Raw genomic sequence first — 20,704 nt, 5'->3', positions numbered from 1 at the left:
TCTATCAGGGGTAATGAGAACTGAACCCCAGCGTGTAGTCGTACGGCTCCGCCGCAAGCCGAAGTCTATCAGGGGTAATGAGAACTGAACCCCAGTCACCTCCCTCCTGCTACCTCCGGTTCGCGAAGTCTATCAGGGGTAATGAGAACTAAGCTCTGACTGGGAGAGCCACAAGCGATACGTTCACAGCTTCACTTTTGTGTCTCAGCCCCATTGACCCCAGCCCCCACCCAGACTACGTTGGTTCCTACCTACCCTGAAGGAGGAACCATGTTACTGGCAGAGGCATTAGCAGAGCGCGCGCAGGCGCAGGAGCGGCTCAATGAGCTGCGCGAGCGCCTGCTCTCCGTCGTCCGCGTGCAGGAGGGCGATACCCCGGACGAGGATCCGGCCGAGCTTTTGCGCGAGTTGGAGGGCGTTACCGGGCGCATCGATAAGCTCGTGCAGGCCATCAATGCCACGAACGTCGCCACCGATTTTGATGGCGAGAAGAACCTGATGCAGGCACTTGCGCTTCGCGATGGCCTCGTGCGCACCCGCCGCATCTACCACGACCTCGCCCAGGCCGCGGGCGCGCGCCAGGATCGCTACTCCCGCGCAGAGATTAAGTTTGTGGCCACGCTGCCGGTAGCAGAGCTGCGCAAGCGGGTTGATGACCTGTCCAAGCGGTACCGGGAGCTTGATACCCGCATCCAGCAGTTGAACTGGAATACGGAACTGATAACTCCATAGCGAAGCTTTAGTCATGCCACGCCGCGCGCGTGGCGGTAGCCTTTATGCACTTGCAGCGAGTATGCCCCCGCCTTCGAGGGGAAATTCGAGGACATCTAGGCACCCTTTGGCGTTAAAGGGTTGAGGAAGTTCGAGTCTTCCTACAGTATTGATGACCGCGCCGGCATAGGGTACACGGGTACATTGCGGGATAACCCCCCGCAGTTATTGAGTATCGATTATTACCAGCATGCTGGGCAGTGCGTAGAGGTGAGGGTTGGGAATGGGGACTAAACTTATTCGCGCCCACTATGCTGGGCGCTATGAGCGAGCAGAAGAAATACAGCACCGAAAATCCGTTCCGTGAGGAATTGTGGCGTCCAGTTGAGGGCTTTGGGGATCTCACGGACGTCACCTACCACCGGCTGGCGGCGGACGGCCGGAAGAATGGCATCGTGCGCATCGCCATCGACAGGCCCGAGGTGCGCAATGCCTTCCGGCCGCACACCGTGGATGAGCTGTACCGCACCTTGGATCACGCCCGCCGCACCCCGGATGTGGGCACGATCTTGCTTACCGGCAATGGGCCCTCGCAAAAAGATGGCGGCTGGGCGTTTTGTTCCGGCGGCGACCAGCGCATTCGTGGACGCTCGGGGTATCGCTACGCCACCGAGCATGCCCACGATGATGCGACGGCGGATGAATCCAGCGTCGACGAGGCCCGCGCGAAGGTCGAAGGCGGCCGCCTGCACATCCTGGAGGTCCAGCGCCTCATCCGCACCATGCCCAAGGTGGTTATCGCCGTGGTCAATGGATGGGCCGCCGGCGGTGGGCACTCGCTGCACGTGGTCTGCGACATGACCGTGGCCTCCCGCCAGGAGGCACGCTTTAAGCAGACGGACGCGGACGTCGGATCCTTCGATGCGGGCTATGGCTCGGCCTACCTGGCCAAGATGGTGGGCCAGAAATTCGCCCGCGAGATCTTCTTTCTGGGCCGCACTTACGATGCCCAGCGCATGTATGAGATGGGCGCGGTCAATGAGGTCGCGGACCACGGCGAGCTCGAGGACGCCGCCATCCGCATGGGCCAGGAAATCAACATGAAATCCCCCACCGCCCAGCGCATGCTGAAATTCGCGTTCAACCTCACCGATGATGGCCTGATGGGTCAGCAGGTCTTCGCCGGCGAGGCCACCCGCCTGGCCTATATGACCGATGAGGCCGTCGAGGGCAAGCAGTCCTTCTTGGACAAGCGCGAGCCCAACTGGGACGAGTTCCCTTACTACTACTAAGGAGTGCCCCGCACCGTGCTCATCGCATTCTGTATCCTGCTCGCGGTCCTTGCCGTCGCGGGCGTTCTTGGCTCCCGCGTGTGGATGCTGCGCCGCATTAAAGAAGCCGAGGCCAATAACGAGCGACCCTTTGAGCAGGAGGACACGTACCGCTGATTCCTGCATCGACTCACCCCGGCCGCAACCGGGGTTTGTCCCGCCGTGGCTCTAAGATCTAGTGCCGTGACTATCCTCGCCCCCTTGCCCGTCGACCCGCACGATCCCGCGGCCATCCTGCCGGACCTCGAATCCGCCATTGCCGGTAGGTCCTGCTTTTTGCCGCTGCCGCTTGCCGATGCCACCCGCGCCACCCTCCTGCGCAATTCCCAACGCGCCGGTGAACCCATCGCCGAGGACATCGCGCTCGTGGTCTCCACCTCCGGGTCCACCGGCACCCCAAAGGGTGCGCAATTAACGCCGGCCAACCTGGTGGCCAGCGCCGATGCCACCCACCAGGTCCTCGGTGGCCCTGGGCAATGGCTCTTGGCGATGCCCGCCCACCACATCGCCGGCATCCAGGTCCTCGTCCGTTCCCTGGTGGCCGGGGTGGATCCGCTCTGCCTCGATCTCAGCGAAGGCTTTGATATCTCTGCCTTCGCCCGCGCCGCCGCGGAGCTTTCCCGCACTGGCGACCGCACCTATACCGCGCTCACCCCGCTGCAGCTGGCCAAGGCCATAGATGTGCTGGAGGGCATCGATGCGCTCCAAAGTTTCGATGCCATCTTGGTGGGCGGTGCCGCCATCCACCCGCGCCTGCACGCCGCGGCCGCGGACCAGGGCATCACTATCACCACCACCTACGGTTCCTCCGAGACCGCCGGCGGCTGCGTCTACGATGGCCGCCCACTGCCCGGTACGACGGCCCGCGTCCAGGACGGCCGCATCTTACTCGGCGGGCCCACCATCGCGCAGGGCTACCGCAATGCCCCAAGCCACGAGGCATTTCCCGGAAACGGGTGGTTTGCCACTTCCGATGCCGGCGTCATCGAAGATGGCATCCTCACCGTCACCGGACGCCTCGATAATGTCATCGACTCCGGTGGGTTGAAGCTGCACCCAGAGGTCTTGGAGCGCGAGATCCTCCGGGTGCCGGGTGTTGCCGAGGCGTGCGTCGTCGGCATCCCGCACCCGCGGCTGGGCCAAGCCATCGTGGCCGCCTATACCGGTAATGCCGAGCTTGGCGATATCTTCGAGGCCCTCGAAGACGCCGAACTCCCCCGCTGGCAGCTGCCTAAGGACTTAAAGCGCCTCGCGGAATTTCCCACCACCGGTCCTGGCAAGGTCGACCGCCAGGCCGTCGCCGCCCTCTTTAACGCATAGCCCCACCGCAGGCCCCAGCTTCCTGATTGCTTTACGCCCACTACGCAGTGGCACAATGGTGGCTATGACTTCATCAGCCGGTAATTATTCCGCGACCGCCAAGGATTGGATCAATGGTGCTCGCCCACATACGTGGGCCAATGCCTTCGCACCCGTTGTCGCAGGTACGGGCGCGGCCTTCGGCATTAATAGCGGGCATATCGGCCGCGCGGTGCTCGCGCTCATCGTGGCGTGGGCGCTTATCATCGGCGTGAACTATGCCAACGACTATTCCGATGGCATCCGCGGTACCGATGATGACCGCACCGGCCCGCAACGGCTGACCGGCAGCGGGCTTGCACAACCGCGCCACGTGAAATACGCCGCGTTCGGGTGCTTTGCCGTCGCTGGCTTGGCCGGAATCGTCCTGTCGCTGGCGGCTGGTGCCTGGTGGCTCATCCTCATCGGCGCGCTGTGCATCGCTGGTGCGTGGTTTTATACCGGCGGCAAGAACCCCTACGGCTACCGCGGCCTGGGCGAGGTCGCCGTCTTTATATTCTTCGGCCTCGTCGCCGTGCTCGGCACCGAATTTACCCAAGCCGGCCGCATTTCCTGGACGGGCCTGGCCCTGGCCATCGGCATCGGCGCCATGAGCTCCGGGGTAAACCTGGTCAATAATATCCGCGATATTCCCTCCGATGCCGAGGCCGGCAAGATCACCCTCGCGGTACGGCTGGGCAATAAGAACGCCCGCCTGCTGTTTACCGGCCTGCTGCTCCTGCCCTTCGTGCTTACCATCGCGGTCGCCTTCGGCAGCTGGCTCGCGCTCGCTGGCCTGGTCTACTTCCCGTTTGCACTACGTGCGGTGCGCACCGTCAATCGCGGCGCCACCGGAGCCGAGCTCATCCCCGTGCTGGGGCTGACCGGGCGCGCCATGCTCATCTGGGCAGTCATCGAGGCCATCGCCGTCGCCCTGGTCTAGTCCGTGCCTAGGCTTGCGCGCCTAGGCCTCTGCGCGGCCTTCCAATTCGGCCTGCACCCACTGCTTATGCGCCTTGCGCTGCGCGGAGTATTCCGCCAGCGTCTGTGTGGCCTCGATGCGCCAGTTTTTAAAAATCAGCATCGATAGCGGCAGGGCAACAAAGAGCGCCAGGAGCGCTGCCACGAGGACGGGAATGGGGAACTTAATCGCTACCGCCAGCAGCTCGATGACCGCGGTGAGCGCGATAAAAAGCACCACGCGCGCGAGCCCGTATTTCCATAGCGCCTTGCGGGAGCGACGGCGCAGTTCGGGGTCCGGTTTTGGTGGCTCAGGGTTGTGCGTCATGGGGGTCGATTGTACGCCGTACAGGTAGAATAATCTGCATGGGTCGACTAATCCTCCTACTGCTTTTTGTCCTCGCCGCCTACCTGGTGTGGAAGGCCTTTGGGCCATCATCCTGGAAGTCCCGCCAGGTTGAAGAACAACCGCGTTCCATCAAGGGCCCCGATGATGACGAGGAGTTCCTGTGGAACCTGGAAAAGGAGCGCTTCAAGCAGCGCCGCAAGCAGGAGGCCGAGGAAGAAAAACGCCGCCAGCGCCGCACTCGCGACGCCGACGGCAACGGTGATTCAAAGGGCCAGAACGACAACCAGGATTAATCCTTAGGTACGAACCGCATCTCAAGTCCCAGCGCTTCTGCCACGGCGGTAACCTTTTCCCACCGCACGCCTGCCCCACCGTGTTCGATGGTGTGGAGGGTGGAGCGGGAGACTTGGGCGGCATCGGCAAGCTGCTGCTGGACGATGCCCAACTCCCGCCGCCGCTGCGCAATCTGCGCGCCCAAGCCCAAGATGAGCTCGTTATCGCCGGCGGGCTTTCCCTGTTTATTGCGCGGGCTATGGTTGGTGGCCATTTAGTTCAGCCCCGCATAGGAGTGTAGGCCGGAGACCACCATATTGATGAAGAAGAGGTTGAAGATCATCACGGCCGTAGCCAAAATGTTGATCCACGGCGCGGCCTTGCGGAAGGCCGGGGTCGCACGCGCGTGCAGGTAGGCCGCATAGAGGATCCAAGTGGCAAAAGACACGGTTTCCTTCGGGTCCCAGCCCCAAGGCCGGCCCCACGCGGATTCTGCCCAAATGGCGCCCAAGATGATGCCTAGGCCCAAGGTGGGCAGGGTGATAACGCCCAAGCGGTATGCCAGGCGGTCAATCTTTGCCGCGGACGGCAGCGGATAAGCCAGCGCGCCAAAGAAGCCGCGTTCGGCGTCCTTTGGCTGCCACAGGCGCAACAGGCTCAAAAGCGAGGCGATGCCGGACACGATGCCGATGGACGCGCCCAAGGACACCACCGTGACGTGAATGGGCAGCCAGTGCGATTGCAGCGCCGGCACCACCGGTGCGGAATCCGCATAAAGCTTGGTGGAACCGTAAAACATCAGCGCCAGCACCGGGGTAAGGATCCACGGCCAGACCGTGCGCCATTCCTTGCGCTGCATGGCGATATTGCCCACCAGCAGCACGCCGAAGCACACCATCAGCACGTATTCGTAGAGGTTGCCAAATGGGAAACGGCCCGTGGCCAGCCCGCGCAGGACGATGGCCGCGGCGTGCAAAGCAATGCCAACCCACATCAGCGAGGTGGTCATGCCGCCGAGCTTATCCAGCTTGCGTTCCTTCTCCGCGACTTTGTCCTCGCTCGAGGTGGCGGCCGCAGACGACGCCTCAGCCTCGTAATCGGTGCTGGCAGCTGCTGCGCCCGTGCCAGTGGCGGCGTCAGAGCCGGTGGCCGCGTCTGTGCCGGTGCCAGCCCCGGTGGCGGTCCCGGCCGCGGCGCCAGCCTCGGCTCCAGCGCCGACCAATACCTTGGACGCCTCCGAGCGGCCCGCGCGGCGCGCCTCGATGAGGCTGCGAATGCGGCCGTAGTACAACAGCGACATAAATAGCGCGACGCAGTACACCACGAATGCGGTCTGCACCGCGAGATCCGAGAAGTTCGACAGATTCTGATCGATCTGCAAGGGAGTCCACCTAGCCTTCACACGTGCGGGATAATGCTGAATACCTTACTCATGCACACAGCGGGATCCAACTATAGTTGGATTAATCATCAGTATAGAGTTTGTCTTCTTCCACCTCATCTGGATCCGGAAGCTCCAAGAGCGCGCGGTGCAGCTCGTGGAATTCCTCGGACCAGCCGGCGCGGTCGGTGCGGGCAAGACCACCCATCTCGATGGTGGTGCCGCCGGCGGAATCCGGCCGCAGGCGAATATAGACGCGGCGGCGCTTAATCATCAATGAGGCCACGAGGGATACCAACATGATCAGCGCGGATGCCAGCACCCACTTCTGGAATGGGTCATAGGAGACCTGGTAATTAGCAAACTCATTGGCGCCGTTGAAGGTGATCTTGGTGCCATCGTCAAGCGTGACGTCATCGCCCTGGCTCAGGTTCACGCGGTCGATCTTCTGCAACTGTCCCGAGTGCACGAGGCTTGTGTCCAGCGAGAAGAGCGACTGCGGCGTACCGGTATCGAGGCCAGCATCGCCGCGGTAGATATCAACCGCCAGCGCCGGATCGTTGAGGCCCGGGTGGGAAGACTGCAAAAGCTTGCCATTCTCACCGCTCCACTCGGCCGTCGGGGCGAAAAGGCCCTGGATGGCCAGTTGGTTTTGGCGGCGCTCGAAAAGATCCGGGTATATGCCCGCAGGCGGGTCAAAGCGCAGCACGCCCGAAGACAGGAAGAAGGTCGTGTCAGTGGGCTGGAACTGGATGGTCTGCGTGCGCTTTTCCCCATCCGGCCACTCCACCGTCACCGTCGGCGCATAGCCGTGGCCCTGCAGGTAGACGCGGTTTTGCGCCAGGCGCAGCGGGTGGTTGACCTTGAGCTCGTAGTCCTTCCATTCGGAAGGATCCTTATAAATATCGTCGCCCTCCGCGTAAGAAACGTTGGAGGTAAACATCTCCGCCTGGCCATTGGGCAGGTACTTCGCGGTGAAGTCGTGCGCGGTCATGCAGAAGGGGTGGAGCCCAGTGCCATCGAAAAGCGGCCCTGCCCGGAAGGAGTCAAAGTTCGAGGTGGAGGTATTACAGAACTCCGTGGACTGCTCCAGCGAAGTATTGCCGCCCTGCGAGCCGGACTCCGTAACCACGATGACCTGGCCCTCGTAGTTGACCAGGCGCCCGGCGGCCACGGTGACCAGGATCGCCACCAGGGCGACGTGGAAAATGAGGTTGGCCAGCTCGCGGCCGTAGCCGCGCTCGGCGGAAAAGGCGTGCACCCCGGCGCGATCCTTATCCGGGGCGTACTCGGCCACGCGCCACCTTTTCAGGCGCTTGTGGATCTCCGCGCTGAGTTCTTCCTCGCTCTTATCCGAATGCCCCTCGGCGCTCAGCGGCAGGCGGTGCAGGTACTTCGGCGCGCGCGTGGGTTGAGTGCGCCACGCCTTGTAGTGATCGATGGAGCGCGGAATAATGCAGCCGATGAGCGAGACCGCCAAAAGCAGGAAGATGGCTTGGAACCAGACGGAGGAGAAGACATCAAAAAGCTGCAGCTTATCGTAGATTTCCGCTACGGTGCCATTGGATTCGATGAACTCCTGCACGTTTTGCTCGTTTAGGTCGCGCTGCGGCAAGAGGGAGCCGGGGATGGCGGCGAGCGCCAGCAGGAAAAGCAGGGCCAGCGCGGTGCGCATGCTGGTAAGCCAGCGCCAGGCTTTGCGGATATATTTCACGTTTCTCCTAAATGAGGGTTGCGCCGTAGTCCACGGTCCATTTCTGGATATAGGAAATAAACTCGCCCCACAGGCCGGTAATCAGGGCAACGCCCACGAGGATCATCGCCACGCCGCCGATGATCTGAATGGTGCGCGAGTGCTTGCGTGCCCACGAAATGGTGCGCATCGCCCGCGCGGACCCCAGCGCCACCAGCAGAAACGGCAGGCCAAGGCCCAGGCAATAGCCCACGATGAGCAGGGCGCCGCGGGCGGCGGTCACGCCTTCGGTGCCGGCGGAAATGGACACAATCGCCGCCAGCGTGGGTCCCAGGCACGGCGTCCAGCCCAGCGCGAACACGCCGCCCAAAAGCGGCGCGCCCAGCCAGGTGGTCCAGCGCTTCGGCGCCAGGCGGGTGTCTTTCTGCAGCGCCGGAATCGCGCCCAGGAAAACCACGCCCATCAAGATGGTGATGCCACCGCCCACGCGCATCAGCGTATCGGCGTTGAGCGTGAGCGCGGAAATCGCGCCAAAGACCGAGACCGTCGCCAGCACAAAGACCACGGTAAAGCCCAAGATGAACAGTGCTGCCGCCAGCACGACGGCCCATTGCCTGCGCTTGCCGACGCCCACCCCCAGCTTCTCGTCATAGCTCACCTCACCGCCAACCACGCTGGCGAGGTAAGAGATATAGCCGGGCACCAGCGGGATGACGCAGGGGCTGGCAAAGCTGACAAGACCCGCCAGAGCCGCGGCGAGGATGCCGAGGATCAACGGGCCGGAGGTGGCAGCTTCGGCAAACTGGCCGCCGATATTTGCTGCGTAATCCATTTATTCCTTTTCTAACTTATCCACAACATCCATCACATCATCGGTGGTGATGGACCGCAAGAAAACGGTAGCCGGGCGGTGTTGTTTATCCAAGACGATCGTGGTCGGCACCACGGACGTAGGCACGCCGCCGAGCGCCGCGGCCGTCTTAAACGGCGGGTCATAGATGGAGGGGTACTCCAAGCCGTTATCGTCCAAGAAGTCATTGGATACCTGCGGGTTATAGTCGCGCACATTGATGCCTAGGACCGTGCCCAGGTCGCGTTTTTGCAGCTCGGCGTGCACCGCCTGCAGGTCATCGGCCTCGGCGCGGCACGGCGCGCACCACTGGCCCCAAGAGTTCAAGACCACGACTTCGCCCTCGTAGTCATCCAAGGAAATGGTCTTATCCGTATCGCGGACATCGGCGCCGCTGAAGCTGCGCAGCGGTTTCCTATCGGCTTCCCCGTAATGGATTTCCCGCTCCCCGCCCGGGGAGATGAACTCGAACTCGCCGCCGGTGGCCACCGCGTTTTGGGCGTTTTCGGCATCCTGCGTACAGGCGGTCAAGGTCAGGGCGGTTGCAGAAAGCGCGGCTGCCACAACGCGCGTTGCCGCACGGGTGCGTGTGCGTGCCATTAAATCTCCTGCGCCGGCGCGGAGTAGAAGATATCGGTGACCTGGTTATCCTCAAAAAGCAGAGAGGTTACCGAGGCCAGCGCGCACTCACGGTTCCACGGCGCATGCGGCAGGCGCTGGCCCAGCACCGTGCGCTGCACCATCACGATGGGCAGCTGGTGGCTCACCAGCACGGCCTCGTGGCCTTCTGCCGCGGTATGCGCGCGGTCGACCGCACCGAGCATGCGCTCGGCGATGCCCTCATACGCCTCGCCCCACGACGGCTCCAGCGGGTTGACCATCTTGGGCCAGTGCCGCGGATTCCACAGCGCCGAGCGCAAACCCTTGGTGCGCAGGCCCTCGAATTGGTTGCCGGACTCAATGAGCGTCTTATCGACGTCCACATTTAGCCCCGTTACCTGCGCAATCGGCCGCGCCGTTTCCTGCGCGCGCTGCAGCGGCGAGGCCGCCAAATAGGTCACATCATGATCGCGGAAGCTTTCCGCCGTCCGCGCGGCCATGGAATGCCCGCGCGAGGATAGGTGGTAGCCCGGGATGCGCCCGTACAGGATCTTTCCTGGGTTGTGTACCTCGCCATGGCGCACGAGGTGAACGATGGTGCGTGTCATGTCTCTCCTTATTGAGTAGGCCTTGTTGCGCAGGACTTATTGTGCGGGACGCGCTGCGGCCGCGGCCTTCGCGGCGGGCTTGAGGGCGGCATCGATGCGCTCGAAGTCGGCATCGCCAAGAGCATCAGAGACGAACCAGGTCTCGAACGCGCTCGGTGCCACGTAGATGCCATTTTCAAGCAGCGCGTGGAAGAACGGGGCAAAGCGGAAGTTCTCCGCTGCCTGCATGTCCGCGAAGTTGCGGCCCTCGCCCTCTGCAAAGCGAATGGAGAACATGGATGCCGCGCGCTGAATGTGGTGCGCCACGCCCTCGGCCTCCAGCGCGGAGGAAATCATCGCGCCAAGCTGGTCGGCCTTTTCTTGCAGGCGGGGGTAAAGGGATTCATCGGCAAGCTGCAGCGACTTCAGGCCCGAGGCCATCGCCACCGGGTTACCGGACAAGGTGCCCGCCTGATAGACCGGACCATCCGGCGCCAGGTAGTCCATGACCTCGGCGCGACCGCCAAAGGCCGCGGCCGGCAAGCCACCGGAAACCACCTTGCCAAAGGTCACCAGGTCCGCCGCCACGCCATCGACGCCGTACCAGCCCTTGTACGAGGTGCGGAAGCCGGTCATGACCTCGTCGAGGATGAGCAGGGCGCCATCGGCATGCGCGATTTCCTTCAGTGCCGCGTTGAAGCCCTCGTTCGGGGCCACGGTGCCCATATTGCCGGCAGAAGCCTCCGCAATGATGCAGGCAATCTGGCCCTCGTTCTCCGCGAAAGCCTCACGCACCGCATCCAGGTCGTTATAAGGAACGACGATGGTGTCCTTCGCCGTCGCACCCGTAACACCCGGCGAATCCGGCAGGCCGAACGTCGCCACGCCCGAGCCCGCCGATGCCAGCAACGCATCCACGTGCCCGTGGTAGCACCCCTCAAACTTCAGCACCTTCGCGCGGCCCGTATAACCGCGGGCCAAACGCACCGCCGACATGGTCGCCTCCGTGCCGGAGTTAACCATGCGCACCTTATCGGCCGCAGTGCGCTTGACGATTTCCTCCGCCAGCAGCGCCTCCCCCTCCGTCGGCGTGCCAAAGCTCAGCCCGCCGGTGGCAGCCCGCTGCACGACCTCCACGATTTCCGGGTGCGCATTGCCGTGAATCATCGGGCCATACGAGCTCACGAGGTCGACGTACTCATTGCCGTCGACATCCCACAGGCGCGATCCTGCGCCCCGCTCGATCACGCGGGCCTGGCCACCCACGGAGCCGAAAGCGCGCACCGGCGAGTTCACCCCGCCCGGGATCACTTTGGAGGAACGCTCGAACCACTGTTGCGACTGGGAAGTATTAGGCATGTCTGTCATTCTAGCGACTCGCGCGACATACAAAAGTTTGACTGTGCATGTCGGTGGAATTCACAGCAACCCTCCAACGTTTCCTGAGATTCCGTGATACGTCATAGAAAACGGCATTCCCGCTGAGATGGCACACTGGGGAGGTATGAAGATTGCATTTTTAGGAACCGGACGCATGGGCACCAAGCTTGCCCGCCACCTACTATCTGAGCACGAGCTGACGGTGTGGAACCGCACCGCTGAGCGCGCGCAACCGCTCGTGGATGAGGGCGCGGCGCGCGCCGATACCCCCGCCGCGGCCATCGAGGGCGCCGAGGTCATCATCACCTCCCTCTTCGGCCCCGACCAGATCCGCGAGGTGGTCATCGAGCCGCAGCTTATCCCCGAGGGCATTACCTGGATCGACACCACGACGGTCTCGCCTGACGATGCCCGCGAGTTCGCCGCCGCCGTCGACTCCTACGTCCACTCCCCCGTCGTGGGCTCGCTGGGCCCGGCGCGCGAGGGCAACCTGGGCGTTTATGTCGGCACGCCTGACGATGACCGCCGCGAGCTCGCCCTCGGCCTTGCCGAGGCCTGGGCGGGCGAAGAAAAGCTGATTGGGGTGGAAACGGCGGCGACGGCGGCCATCGGCAAGCTGCTGGCCAACCTCGCCCTCGCCGTGACCGCCGAAGGCCTGCTCGAGGCCCTGCAGCTCGGCGAATCCGAGGGGCTCGATTCCGAGGTCATCCTGCAGATGCTCGACATCACCGGCCTGTCGTTCATGTCTAATATGAAAGGCCCGTTCATCACCGGCGAGCGCAATACCGACCCCGGCGATTTCACCGTCGATGCCCTGGCCAAGGACGCCAAGCTCATGGAGAAGACCTCCGATAAGCCGCTGCCCGCCGTATCCGCTGCCATCGAGCGCTTCGCCGAGATGCAGGACATGGGCCACGGGAATCAGGACTTCTCATCCATCTTCGTTTTCCGCAATAAGGGCTAGTTAGTCACATGTCGCGTCAACGAACCGCGGCTTTTTAGCGCTTTTCGGGCGAGTTATCCACAGGCTCCGCCCGCGCGCCGCGCTTTAGTTGCGCTATCACCTTAAGCTGTGCGGCATGACAGCACTTCAGGCATACCTCGCGGCTTTAGCGCCCGGCATCGACATCGTCGCCGGGTGCACTGGCATGTCCGCCCGCGAGCTGCGCGCGGCCGGTGCGCCGAACCGGACGGCGCGCACGCTGCTCACGCTTGCCGATGCCTTCTTCTCCCCCACCTCCTTTTCCCGGCAACAACGCCGCGCCGTGGCCGCCGCCCGTGAACGCGCCCACGCGCTGCCAACACTCGAGGTCATCGAGCGCTACGCCACGCGCGCCAAGACCAAGCGTCAGGCGTGGCAGCTGCGGGTGGAGCTCTGCCGCACCGCCGCGGATACCGATGAGATGGAAAAGCTGGCGCGCAAGAAGCTGCGCGAGATTAATCCGCCCACCCCGCCGCGCCCTGGCGTGCGCATTCGCCGCCGCAAAGACGCGCCGTGGACGCTCGCGATTACCGGGCCGTCCGCCCTCATCGCTGATTTGGAGTCCAACCTGGACGAGGATGCGCCCTTAGACTCCGTCGCGGGGCTTTTCTCTGGCTCCGGCGCCGCCGCCCAACGCCCCACGGTGACGACCAATGCGATCATCACGCTCGACGAGCTCGACCGCATCATCGATGGCGACGGCGAAGAAATCACCATCCAACTCACCAACGGCGCGCGGCTCACCGGCGCCGAATTAGTCGCGCGCACGCTTTCCGAGCGCGGCCTTATCACCCTCGTGCATCCCTTCGAGGGCGCGGTAAACCTCTACCGCACCGAGCGCATGGCTAACGAGAAGCAGCGGCTCATGGCCGCCGCCGAAAATCCCGTCTGCCCGTGGCCGCGATGCAACTATCCTGCGGATAAGTGCCAAATCCACCACCTGGGAGCCTGGCAACACGGCGGCGATACCAATATGGCCAACCTTGCGGCCTGCTGCCCATATCACAACGGCGTCAACGACGATGACCCGAATGCCCCACCTCGCCGTGGTCGCCTCGCCCGCAGACGCGGGCGGGTGGTGTGGCAACCACCCTGGGCCGACACCGTGCCCGATGCCGTGCCCGGCCCCAGCGCCGGAACCTAGTACACGCACCTAGCGCCCAGGTCCCGCCGCCATTCCCGGCCGAGGGACGTGTCCTCGCACATGCCAATCATCTGCGCGCATGTCAGGTTTCCGCACGCGCGGAATCGGCCGCAAGCGCCTGTTCAGGCAGCAGTAGCCCTGCTGCCTGTTTAGGCATGCCCAAAACCGATTCGCTCCAGCTCCGGACCGCGTCGCGGTACAGGCGCGGGACCGCCGGCGATTCTTAACTACCGGCAGCGTCAGCCACCGACTTCGCTAGCTGCAACCGACGCCAGTTGCAGCCGGCGCCAGTTGCTACCGAACCAGGTTCTGATACTAAATGCGGCGCCCCGCCGCGCGAGCTAGCTGCTAGCGATGCGGGCGGCGGCAGCGCGCGCATCCGCGATGACCGCAGGCACGCCCACGCCGCCGGCCCAGGCGCCCGTGACGTCGACGCCTGGGGATTGGGACAAGGCATCGCGCACGGCGGCTACGGTGTCGAGGTGGGTGGCATCAAAGCGCGGCAGGCCACCGAACCAACGCTGGGTGAAGATTTCGGCAACGCCAGCCGCGCGGCCGTCGAAGCCGGTCAGGTGCTGCAGATCATCGAGGGCGTAGTCCACGAGGTCGTCTTCTTCGGCGCGGACGATGGCGTCGTCGCCGAACCGGCCGAACGAGGCGCGCACCAGCGCCCCGCCGCGCTCTGCCAGGTGCGGCCACTTGCGCGATGACAACGTGAATGCCTTTGCGTGCACGTCATCTTGGTCGGTGGCGACGAGGATGCCGGAGTTTTGTGGCAACGAGGTGCCGGAGGGATCGGTATCGGACTCGAATTTGAGGCCCACGACTGCCGATGCCGCCAGCTTCACCCCCTTCAACCGCGTTGCCGCATCCGGAGCCACCTTGGGTAGAAGGCGCGCGGCGGTCGGCGCCGGGGTAGCTACCAACACGCGGTCGAAGGTCGCGGTATCGCCCGGCGCGCCGGTGAGGCGGAACTTATCGCCCTCGCGCGAGATGCCAGAAATGAACGTGTCAACGAAAATCTTCGCGTCGGATTTTTCCGCCAGGGTCTCGTAGAGTTCGGCGTAGCCCCCGCGGAAGGTCTGGAAAACGGGCCCGGAACCGCTGGGGTTATCCGCGCGGGCTTTCTCAAGGGAGCGCACGGCCGCAGAAAGGGTGACGGGGCGGGAGGCGGCGAGGGAATCGAGGGCATCGGCAAGCGTGGGGATGGTGGCGCGCAGGCCTAGGTCATCGGCGGTGCACGAGTACACCCCGCCCAGCAGCGCGGAAACCACGCGGTCCACCAGGTCGCCGCCGTATTGTTGACGCACCAACTCACCGACCGAGACGTCGCCGCCCACGGTCCACTCGAAGGGCTGCTCGTTATCGATGCGCCGCGCCGTCTCTTCCGAAACCAGGTGCGCAACCGGCGCGGAATGCGACGGAATGCCCATCACCCCGTCCTGCGGCAGGGCCTTGAGCTCCCCGCTGTAGACCAGCGAGCGCAAACCTGACGGGTCAACTAAACTCCCGGCAAGGCCGAGGGCGTGGAAAAAGTCCACGGCATCGCGCCGACGGGCGAGGAAAGCCTCGGCACCCATGTCGGTGGGGCCGTCATTAAACGGCACGGAATACAGCTTGCCGCCAATGCGCCCGGCGGCCTCGAAAACCTCGACATCGTGATCGCGCAGTTCGTAGGCAGCGGTAAGGCCGGCGAGGCCGGCACCGATGATGGCAATACGCATTTAGCCCTCCTCGTGAATGATGGATACGGCGCGGGTGATGGCCTCCGCGTCGGTGGTGGGCAGCACCCCGTGCCCAAGGTTCCAGATATGGGTGTCGATATCGCCGCGCTGCTGGGCGCGCTCGACCTCGCCGCGGATGGTGCGCACGGCCTGGCGCACGGCATCGTCGCCGGCAAAAAGCAGCGCTGGGTCGAGGTTGCCCTGCAGCACGCGCGAATTCACGCGCTGCGCGGCGGTGTCCATGGCCACGCGGTAGTCCACGCCCATGACCTCGGAGCCGGCTTCAGACATCGCCTGTAGCAGCTCGCCGGTGCCCACGCCGAAGTGGATGCGCGGGATGTCGACGCTGGCGAGGATTTCCTGCGAATATGGCAGCACGAACTCGCGGTAGTCGCGCTCGTTGAGGTAGCCGGCCCAGGAATCGAAAAGCTGCATGGCGTCGATGCCGGCATCGACTTGCACCCGCAGGAAATTAATGATGGTGGGCACGAGCCGGCGCATGAGCATGTGCCACGTCTCGGGCTCGGCGTGCATGAGCGCCTTGGTGCGCTCGTGGTTCTTGGACGGCCCACCCTCGATGAGGTAGCTGGCCAGGGTAAATGGCGCGCCGACGAAGCCGATAAGCGCTTGGGTTTCGGTCAGCTCGTCGAGGATGCCCGCAATGCCTTGGGCGACTTCAGGCACGTCAGCTTCCAGAATAGGCAGCTTGCCGATGTCCCCCTTCTCCCTCACCGCCTTCTCCATCACCGGCCCGCGGCCGGGCACGATGTCAACGTTGACGCCGGCGGCCTTGAGCGGGACCACGATATCGGAAAAGAGGATGGCCGCGTCCACGTCGTGGCGGCGCACCGGCTGCAGGGTGATTTCTGCCAGGAGTTCCGGCATGAAGCAAGAGTCCAGCATGCTGATGCCCTCGCGGGCGGCGCGGTACTCCGGCAGGGAGCGACCAGCTTGTCGCATCAACCACACCGGCGGGCGGGAGGGAGTGCGGCCGAGGGCGGCATCGATAATGGGGGCGCGGTTAAGTCGAGACATACCCCTCATTATGAATCAAAAGTTGGAGCAGAGGCTAATTTGCCGCGCCTTTGCCCGCGCGCTTCATGCGTGTCAATGGCGCCTCGGCTTGCGCGCTAGCCCTGCGTTCAGCGTCCGTCAGCCGTAGGCCAGCTGCGCACTAACCTCGCGTGAGGCGAGCGCTAGCCCTGCGATCAGCGCCCGTCAGCCCCGCCCGTGGAGGCTGCGGTGGGCGATAAACCGATTGGACTGGGGCCGGAAGAGCAGAACTACCGCGATAAGCAGCGTCACGGCGATAATCAGCAGGCCGAGCCCACCAATACCAAGAGCCAGGGCCGCGATATTGAAAAAGAGGGCAATCGCGATGACGACGGAGATGATGCGACGCGCCCACTTCGATCCGTTTGCGAGTTGCGCGGAAAACAGCGCCAGAATGATCGCGCCGATGATATTAAATACTGAGACAAATAGGCGGTTCGACCGCACAAACTCGGCGATGTGCGAATCCGCGGGCTCTATCTGCTCGCCGCCTCCGCCGAAGATGCCGACCATGCCACTGACCAGCATGATGACGGCGGCAACAACGAGAACCCAATACGCCCACTGGAGCGGGCGCGGCCACACGGACAAGTCTTGATCCTGGGTGGTGTGCTGCACAGGGCGGTTATAGTCGCGAGGCCCTGGGCGATGATTCTTATCCGCAGAACCGCCGTTCTGGTCATCATCGCGCCGGCCGTGGCCGGGGAACATGCTGGTCATCGGTTGACCCTGTCGTCATCGCCCCTGTTTTGGGAGGCGGAATTCCGCGGAGACTGATTGCGGCCGACTTTATCTTTGGAGTCCTTTTGCTTGGCGTCCTTCTCCTTGGCCTCCTGCTTTTCGCGCTTCTCACGCTCTTTATCGCGGCGCGCCTGCTCGAGTTCCTTTTCCAGCTCGCGCATTTGCTCGAGCTCGCCGGTGTAGTCAAGGGTGTCGGGCTTAATGGAGAAGATGAGCCCCAATACGGCGGCGACGCCGACCAAGATCTGTACCATGCCGTCGGCAGCGAAGAGCCAGTCGGGGACGTCGGCACCCGCGGGCGTGACCATGAAGGTCAGAAGGATGCGGAAACCGAAGTAAATGGAAAAGGCGAACCAGATGCGTCGCGAGGTGCCCGCGCGCTTTGATGGCTCTGCCAGCGACTTCAGCAAAAACAGCAGCAGCACCAGCACGCCGATGGCAATGGCAGCCGACAGCGCCACCGATCCATAGGCGGCCATTTCGATAAAGGAGTCCGATACCTCTTCGCCGTCCTCGCCACCCGAGGCACTTTCGACCATCTGCTTGGCCTGCGCCATGAGCACATCGTGGTTGAGCAGGGTCAGCACCACGTTGAGGATTTGGTGGACGGTCTCGCCGGCGACGACGCCCAGCCAGAGCCACAGCATGTAGACCACGGTCTCAGGGCGCTTGGAACTGTCCTTACCGCCCCCACGCTGATTGCTGGGCTGCGCCCCTGGGTTGCCGGGCTGCGGCCCTGAGCTGCCGGGCTGCGACGCGGACGGCGACTCGGGCGGCGGCGTCGGACGAGAAGAAGGCTGTGTCACAAAAATCCTTTACTTGAGCAGGCGTGCGGCTTCGGTGGCGAAGTACGTCAGGATCTGATCGGCACCGGCGCGCTTGAAGGCGGTGAGCGACTCGAGCATGATGGCCTCGCCATCGACCCAACCGTTGGCGGCGCCGGCCTTGATCATCGCGTACTCGCCGGAGACCTGGTACACGGCGACGGGTACCGAGGAAGCCTCCGCGATTGCGGACAAGACATCCAAATACGGCAAGCCCGGCTTGACCATCACGAAGTCGGCGCCCTCTTCGATATCGAGCTCGGCCTCCAGCAGGGATTCGCGGAAGTTGCGCGGGTCCTGCTGGTAGGTGCGGCGGTCTCCCTCGAGGGAGGAGCCGACGGCCTCGCGGAAGGGGCCGAAGAAGGCGGAGGCGTACTTCGCGGAGTAGGCCATGATGGAGACGTCGTCGCGCCCGGCTTCATCTAAATCTGCGCGGATGGCGGCAACCTGGCCGTCCATCATGCCGGACGGGGAAATGATCTGCGCGCCGGCTTCGGCCTGGGAGCGGGCCATCTTTTGGTAGAGCTGGACGGATTCATCGTTAAGCACACGGCCCTGGTCATCGAGGACGCCGCAGTGCCCGTGCGAGGTGAACTCGTCGAGGCAGGTATCGGCCATGATGATGAGGTCATCGCCAAATTCCTCGCGCAGGGCGGAAATGCCGCGGTTCAAAATGCCGTCGGGATTCCAGGCCACGGAGCCGGAGGCGTCCTTGTCCTTTTCCAGCGGAACGCCGAAGAGGTCCACGCAGGTAACGCCGACCTCGAGGGCTTCTTCGGTCGCGCGGCGCAGCGAGTCAAAGGTGTGCTGGTACACGCCGGGCATGGAGGAAATCTCATTCGGCTCATCGAGGCCGTCTGCAATAAACATCGGCAGTATTAAGTCCGATGGGCGCAGCGTGGTTTCGGCGACGAGGTTGCGCATCTGCGGCGTGGAGCGCAGTCGGCGGGGGCGGCGGGCAGGAAAAGAGCTCATTGGGTACTCCTTAGAGCGAGACTAAAAACTTACGCCTTCTCGACCTTAGTAGTCTTCTTGCGCGCGCGACGCTTCTTGCGGGGCGCGGGCAGGTTACCGGCAGCGCGGAGGGCGGCGACGTGGCTGGCGAGGGCATCGACAAGCGCGGGCACGTCCGCAACATCCGGCACGACATCGACGCGCAGGCCCAGCTCTTCTGCGGCCGCGCTTGCCGATGGCCCGATGCACGCGATGATCGTCCGCTGGTGCGGCTTGCCGGCGATGCCCACCAAGTTGCGCACGGTGGAACCGGAGGTAAAGGCCACGGCGTCGAAGCCGCCGGTCTTGATCATGTCGCGGATTTCTGCCGAGGGCGGGGCGGCGCGCACGGTGCGGTAGGCCACGACGTCATCGACGTCCCACTGGAGGGCTTGGAGGCCATCGACAAGCGTATCGGCGGCGATATCGGTGCGCGGCAGGAGGACGCGGCTCACGGCGTCGATGTCCTCGACGTAATTGGGAAAGACCTCGAGCAGGCCCTCGGCGTTTTGCTTCTTCTTGTGCGGCAAAAGCTCCGGCACCATGCCCTTGGCACGGATGGCATCGGCGGTCTTGGTGCCCACTGCGGCGAGGTGCACGCCGGCGAAATCGCGCGCGTCCAGGCCGAGCTGGGAAATCTTATCCCACACGGCGGTCACGGCATTGACGGAGGTAAAGACGATCCACTTGTAGCGGCCCTCGACAATGCCCTTGATGGCGCGGTCCATCTGCGCCGGGTTGCGCGGCGGCTCGATGGAAATCGTCGGCACGTTCTGCGGGATGGCGCCGTAGCCGGCCAGGCGCGCGGACATGGGCCCGGCCTGTTCCTTGGTGCGCGGCACCAGCACGCGCCAGCCGTAGAGCGGGCGGTTTTCCCACCACGAGTACTTGGTGCGGTCATCGATGCTGCGGCCGAGTGTAACCACCAGCGGGCCGGACAAGTCCGCATCCAGCTTGGCGATGGTCCCCAGCGTTGCCTCATACGTGCGCTGCAGGCGCGTGGTGCCGTGGACGGTCACAAACGCCTCGGTTTCCGCCGGCATGCCGCGCTGCTGCAGCTCGGTGGAAATCTCCGCGAGGTCGTCCTTGGTGGCCTGCAAAACGATGGGCTGGGTGGCATTGGCGAGCGCGTCCCAGTCGGCACCATCGGTGACATCAGCCTCCGTGTACGTCGAACCCAGGGCTAGCCCGGCAAAAGACGGCACGGTTGAGGGCAGGGACATACCCGGCACGACCTGGAATTCCAGGCCGGCGGAGGCCACGGCGTTGATTTCGGCCTTGATGGATTCACGGTTGAGCGGGTTGCCGGTCACGAGGCGGATGACGTCCTCGCCATCGGCCTCGGCAAGGCACTCGCGCAGCTGGCTTACGATGTCCTCGCCCGGCGCGTAGACCACCGCGGCGGTCGGTGCCGGCGGGCGGGGCGGCTTGCGGCGCGCGCCCTTGGCCTTGGCATCGGCGCACATTTGCGCGTATTCCTCTTCCGCGGCATCCAACAGCTCTTGCGGGACGGGCAGCGCGGTGGCGACGGCATCGCGCACGCCCTGCATGACCTGCGGATCGGCCACGGCGAAAGCGTTATTGGCCAGAACTTCGCGGGCGCGGACGGTCAGCAGGTCTGGGTTTCCCGGACCAGCGCCCACGAAGACGATCTTGCCCAACTGGGTGTCTGACACAGCATTGCTCATAAAGTTCTTTTCTAGATCTGGGCCCGCGGCACCGCACACGGACATGATCGCCTGCAGTGTTTCTCCCCGCGCCGTCGGTGGGTATCAAGGTCATAACGGCCA

Annotated in this window: 22 protein-coding genes; 8 read left to right on the top strand and 14 right to left on the bottom strand. The window is 64.0% G+C overall.

The window, feature by feature from the left end; all coding sequences use genetic code 11:
- Positions 1 to 270: 270 nt before the first annotated feature.
- The 5 genes from HMPREF1287_RS10015 (at position 271) to HMPREF1287_RS10000 (ending at position 4,323) form a co-directional block, all read left to right on the top strand.
- On the top strand, positions 271 to 732 hold the full coding sequence (locus tag HMPREF1287_RS10015) for a DIP1984 family protein (protein WP_023016674.1): 462 nt from the start codon (positions 271 to 273) through the stop codon (positions 730 to 732).
- A gap of 302 nt (positions 733 to 1,034) precedes the next feature.
- Complete coding sequence (locus HMPREF1287_RS10010; RefSeq protein ID WP_034653771.1) at positions 1,035 to 2,003, top strand: 1,4-dihydroxy-2-naphthoyl-CoA synthase; 969 nt, start codon at positions 1,035 to 1,037, stop codon at positions 2,001 to 2,003.
- A 15-nt stretch (positions 2,004 to 2,018) separates the two neighbouring features.
- Positions 2,019 to 2,159 carry a hypothetical protein gene (locus HMPREF1287_RS12630; RefSeq protein ID WP_023016673.1) on the top strand — a complete coding sequence of 47 codons (141 nt, stop codon included), beginning with the start codon at positions 2,019 to 2,021 and terminating at the stop codon, positions 2,157 to 2,159.
- Positions 2,160 to 2,225: 66 nt separating this feature from the next.
- Entirely contained in the window at positions 2,226 to 3,362 is a 1,137-nt protein-coding gene (gene menE, locus HMPREF1287_RS10005) for an o-succinylbenzoate--CoA ligase (RefSeq protein ID WP_034653395.1), read from the top strand.
- A gap of 55 nt (positions 3,363 to 3,417) precedes the next feature.
- Positions 3,418 to 4,323 carry a 1,4-dihydroxy-2-naphthoate polyprenyltransferase gene (locus tag HMPREF1287_RS10000; RefSeq protein WP_023016671.1) on the top strand — a complete coding sequence of 302 codons (906 nt, stop codon included), beginning with the start codon at positions 3,418 to 3,420 and terminating at the stop codon, positions 4,321 to 4,323.
- A 21-nt stretch (positions 4,324 to 4,344) separates the two neighbouring features.
- Here HMPREF1287_RS10000 and HMPREF1287_RS09995 read toward each other — a convergent pair whose 3' ends face one another.
- Positions 4,345 to 4,668 carry a DUF4229 domain-containing protein gene (locus tag HMPREF1287_RS09995; protein ID WP_023016670.1) on the bottom strand — a complete coding sequence of 108 codons (324 nt, stop codon included), beginning with the start codon at positions 4,666 to 4,668 and terminating at the stop codon, positions 4,345 to 4,347.
- A 38-nt stretch (positions 4,669 to 4,706) separates the two neighbouring features.
- Between HMPREF1287_RS09995 and HMPREF1287_RS09990 the strand changes: the two genes are divergently transcribed.
- Positions 4,707 to 4,982, top strand: coding sequence for a hypothetical protein (locus tag HMPREF1287_RS09990; protein ID WP_023016669.1), 276 nt, complete (start codon positions 4,707 to 4,709; stop codon positions 4,980 to 4,982).
- Here HMPREF1287_RS09990 and HMPREF1287_RS09985 read toward each other — a convergent pair.
- The 7 genes from HMPREF1287_RS09985 to hemL all read right to left on the bottom strand — a co-directional run bounded on the left by HMPREF1287_RS09985 (position 4,979) and on the right by hemL (position 11,441).
- Positions 4,979 to 5,236 carry a helix-turn-helix domain-containing protein gene (locus HMPREF1287_RS09985; RefSeq protein ID WP_023016668.1) on the bottom strand — a complete coding sequence of 86 codons (258 nt, stop codon included), beginning with the start codon at positions 5,234 to 5,236 and terminating at the stop codon, positions 4,979 to 4,981. The two genes, HMPREF1287_RS09990 and HMPREF1287_RS09985, sit on opposite strands and share 4 nt — an antisense overlap.
- Positions 5,237 to 6,343 (bottom strand): c-type cytochrome biogenesis protein CcsB, encoded by a 1,107-nt coding sequence (gene ccsB, locus HMPREF1287_RS09980; protein WP_023016667.1) that lies wholly within the window; start codon positions 6,341 to 6,343, stop codon positions 5,237 to 5,239. It abuts the gene before it with no gap.
- An 82-nt stretch (positions 6,344 to 6,425) separates the two neighbouring features.
- A complete protein-coding gene (locus HMPREF1287_RS09975) occupies positions 6,426 to 8,057 on the bottom strand; it encodes a cytochrome c biogenesis protein ResB (RefSeq protein WP_023016666.1) in 1,632 nt (543 codons plus the stop codon).
- Between the two features lie 7 nt (positions 8,058 to 8,064).
- Entirely contained in the window at positions 8,065 to 8,868 is an 804-nt protein-coding gene (locus HMPREF1287_RS09970; protein WP_023016665.1) for a cytochrome c biogenesis CcdA family protein, read from the bottom strand.
- Positions 8,869 to 9,486 (bottom strand): TlpA disulfide reductase family protein, encoded by a 618-nt coding sequence (locus tag HMPREF1287_RS09965; RefSeq protein WP_023016664.1) that lies wholly within the window; start codon positions 9,484 to 9,486, stop codon positions 8,869 to 8,871.
- On the bottom strand, positions 9,486 to 10,094 hold the full coding sequence (locus HMPREF1287_RS09960; protein ID WP_023016663.1) for a histidine phosphatase family protein: 609 nt from the start codon (positions 10,092 to 10,094) through the stop codon (positions 9,486 to 9,488). Before HMPREF1287_RS09960 ends, HMPREF1287_RS09965 begins: the two co-directional genes overlap by 1 nt.
- Positions 10,095 to 10,130: 36 nt before the next feature.
- A complete protein-coding gene (gene hemL, locus HMPREF1287_RS09955; protein WP_023016662.1) occupies positions 10,131 to 11,441 on the bottom strand; it encodes a glutamate-1-semialdehyde 2,1-aminomutase in 1,311 nt (436 codons plus the stop codon).
- A gap of 136 nt (positions 11,442 to 11,577) precedes the next feature.
- Between hemL and HMPREF1287_RS09950 the strand changes: the two genes are divergently transcribed.
- Positions 11,578 to 12,417, top strand: coding sequence for an NAD(P)-dependent oxidoreductase (locus tag HMPREF1287_RS09950; RefSeq protein ID WP_034653391.1), 840 nt, complete (start codon positions 11,578 to 11,580; stop codon positions 12,415 to 12,417).
- A 115-nt stretch (positions 12,418 to 12,532) separates the two neighbouring features.
- Complete coding sequence (locus tag HMPREF1287_RS09945) at positions 12,533 to 13,579, top strand: HNH endonuclease signature motif containing protein (protein WP_023016660.1); 1,047 nt, start codon at positions 12,533 to 12,535, stop codon at positions 13,577 to 13,579.
- A gap of 341 nt (positions 13,580 to 13,920) precedes the next feature.
- Here the strand turns inward: HMPREF1287_RS09945 and HMPREF1287_RS09940 are convergent, their stop codons facing one another.
- The 6 genes from HMPREF1287_RS09940 to HMPREF1287_RS09915 all read right to left on the bottom strand — a co-directional run bounded on the left by HMPREF1287_RS09940 (position 13,921) and on the right by HMPREF1287_RS09915 (position 20,602).
- Positions 13,921 to 15,303 carry a protoporphyrinogen oxidase gene (locus HMPREF1287_RS09940; protein ID WP_023016659.1) on the bottom strand — a complete coding sequence of 461 codons (1,383 nt, stop codon included), beginning with the start codon at positions 15,301 to 15,303 and terminating at the stop codon, positions 13,921 to 13,923.
- The gene (hemE, locus tag HMPREF1287_RS09935; RefSeq protein WP_023016658.1) at positions 15,304 to 16,338 is read right to left on the bottom strand and encodes a uroporphyrinogen decarboxylase; all 1,035 of its coding nucleotides are present in this window, start codon (positions 16,336 to 16,338) and stop codon (positions 15,304 to 15,306) included.
- Positions 16,339 to 16,521: 183 nt separating this feature from the next.
- Positions 16,522 to 17,076: a hypothetical protein gene (locus tag HMPREF1287_RS09930; protein WP_023016657.1), complete on the bottom strand. Its 555-nt coding sequence runs from the start codon at positions 17,074 to 17,076 to the stop codon at positions 16,522 to 16,524.
- Positions 17,073 to 17,903 carry a hypothetical protein gene (locus tag HMPREF1287_RS09925; protein ID WP_023016656.1) on the bottom strand — a complete coding sequence of 277 codons (831 nt, stop codon included), beginning with the start codon at positions 17,901 to 17,903 and terminating at the stop codon, positions 17,073 to 17,075. The genes HMPREF1287_RS09930 and HMPREF1287_RS09925 overlap by 4 nt, the downstream gene beginning before the upstream one ends.
- A gap of 9 nt (positions 17,904 to 17,912) precedes the next feature.
- Positions 17,913 to 18,896, bottom strand: a complete 984-nt coding sequence (gene hemB, locus HMPREF1287_RS09920) for a porphobilinogen synthase (RefSeq protein ID WP_023016655.1) — start codon at positions 18,894 to 18,896, stop codon at positions 17,913 to 17,915.
- A 29-nt stretch (positions 18,897 to 18,925) separates the two neighbouring features.
- Complete coding sequence (locus tag HMPREF1287_RS09915; protein ID WP_232218866.1) at positions 18,926 to 20,602, bottom strand: uroporphyrinogen-III synthase; 1,677 nt, start codon at positions 20,600 to 20,602, stop codon at positions 18,926 to 18,928.
- Positions 20,603 to 20,704 lie beyond the last annotated feature (102 nt).

The organism is Corynebacterium sp. KPL1986 (assembly GCF_000477975.1).
Classification (GTDB): Bacteria; Actinomycetota; Actinomycetes; order Mycobacteriales; family Mycobacteriaceae; genus Corynebacterium; species Corynebacterium accolens.
Note: the sequence above shows the minus strand (reverse complement) of the source record. Positions and strands in the feature narration are given on the sequence as shown.

Bases quoted from the DNA above. Each gene is read 5' to 3' on its own strand.
- hemE (WP_023016658.1), bottom strand. From the start codon at position 16,338: ATGTCTCGACTTAACCGCGCCCCCATTATCGATGCCGCCCTCGGCCGC.
- HMPREF1287_RS09985 (WP_023016668.1), bottom strand. From the start codon at position 5,236: ATGGCCACCAACCATAGCCCGCGCAATAAACAGGGAAAGCCCGCCGGC.
- HMPREF1287_RS09990 (WP_023016669.1), top strand. From the start codon at position 4,707: ATGGGTCGACTAATCCTCCTACTGCTTTTTGTCCTCGCCGCCTACCTG.
- HMPREF1287_RS09930 (WP_023016657.1), bottom strand. From the start codon at position 17,076: ATGACCAGCATGTTCCCCGGCCACGGCCGGCGCGATGATGACCAGAAC.
- HMPREF1287_RS09965 (WP_023016664.1), bottom strand. From the start codon at position 9,486: ATGGCACGCACACGCACCCGTGCGGCAACGCGCGTTGTGGCAGCCGCG.
- HMPREF1287_RS09950 (WP_034653391.1), top strand. From the start codon at position 11,578: ATGAAGATTGCATTTTTAGGAACCGGACGCATGGGCACCAAGCTTGCC.
- hemL (WP_023016662.1), bottom strand. From the start codon at position 11,441: ATGACAGACATGCCTAATACTTCCCAGTCGCAACAGTGGTTCGAGCGT.
- HMPREF1287_RS10010 (WP_034653771.1), top strand. From the start codon at position 1,035: ATGAGCGAGCAGAAGAAATACAGCACCGAAAATCCGTTCCGTGAGGAA.
- HMPREF1287_RS09945 (WP_023016660.1), top strand. From the start codon at position 12,533: ATGACAGCACTTCAGGCATACCTCGCGGCTTTAGCGCCCGGCATCGAC.
- HMPREF1287_RS09940 (WP_023016659.1), bottom strand. From the start codon at position 15,303: ATGCGTATTGCCATCATCGGTGCCGGCCTCGCCGGCCTTACCGCTGCC.
- HMPREF1287_RS10015 (WP_023016674.1), top strand. From the start codon at position 271: ATGTTACTGGCAGAGGCATTAGCAGAGCGCGCGCAGGCGCAGGAGCGG.
- HMPREF1287_RS09960 (WP_023016663.1), bottom strand. From the start codon at position 10,094: ATGACACGCACCATCGTTCACCTCGTGCGCCATGGCGAGGTACACAAC.
- hemB (WP_023016655.1), bottom strand. From the start codon at position 18,896: ATGAGCTCTTTTCCTGCCCGCCGCCCCCGCCGACTGCGCTCCACGCCG.
- HMPREF1287_RS09970 (WP_023016665.1), bottom strand. From the start codon at position 8,868: ATGGATTACGCAGCAAATATCGGCGGCCAGTTTGCCGAAGCTGCCACC.
- HMPREF1287_RS09995 (WP_023016670.1), bottom strand. From the start codon at position 4,668: ATGACGCACAACCCTGAGCCACCAAAACCGGACCCCGAACTGCGCCGT.
- HMPREF1287_RS10000 (WP_023016671.1), top strand. From the start codon at position 3,418: ATGGTGGCTATGACTTCATCAGCCGGTAATTATTCCGCGACCGCCAAG.
- HMPREF1287_RS09915 (WP_232218866.1), bottom strand. From the start codon at position 20,602: ATGAGCAATGCTGTGTCAGACACCCAGTTGGGCAAGATCGTCTTCGTG.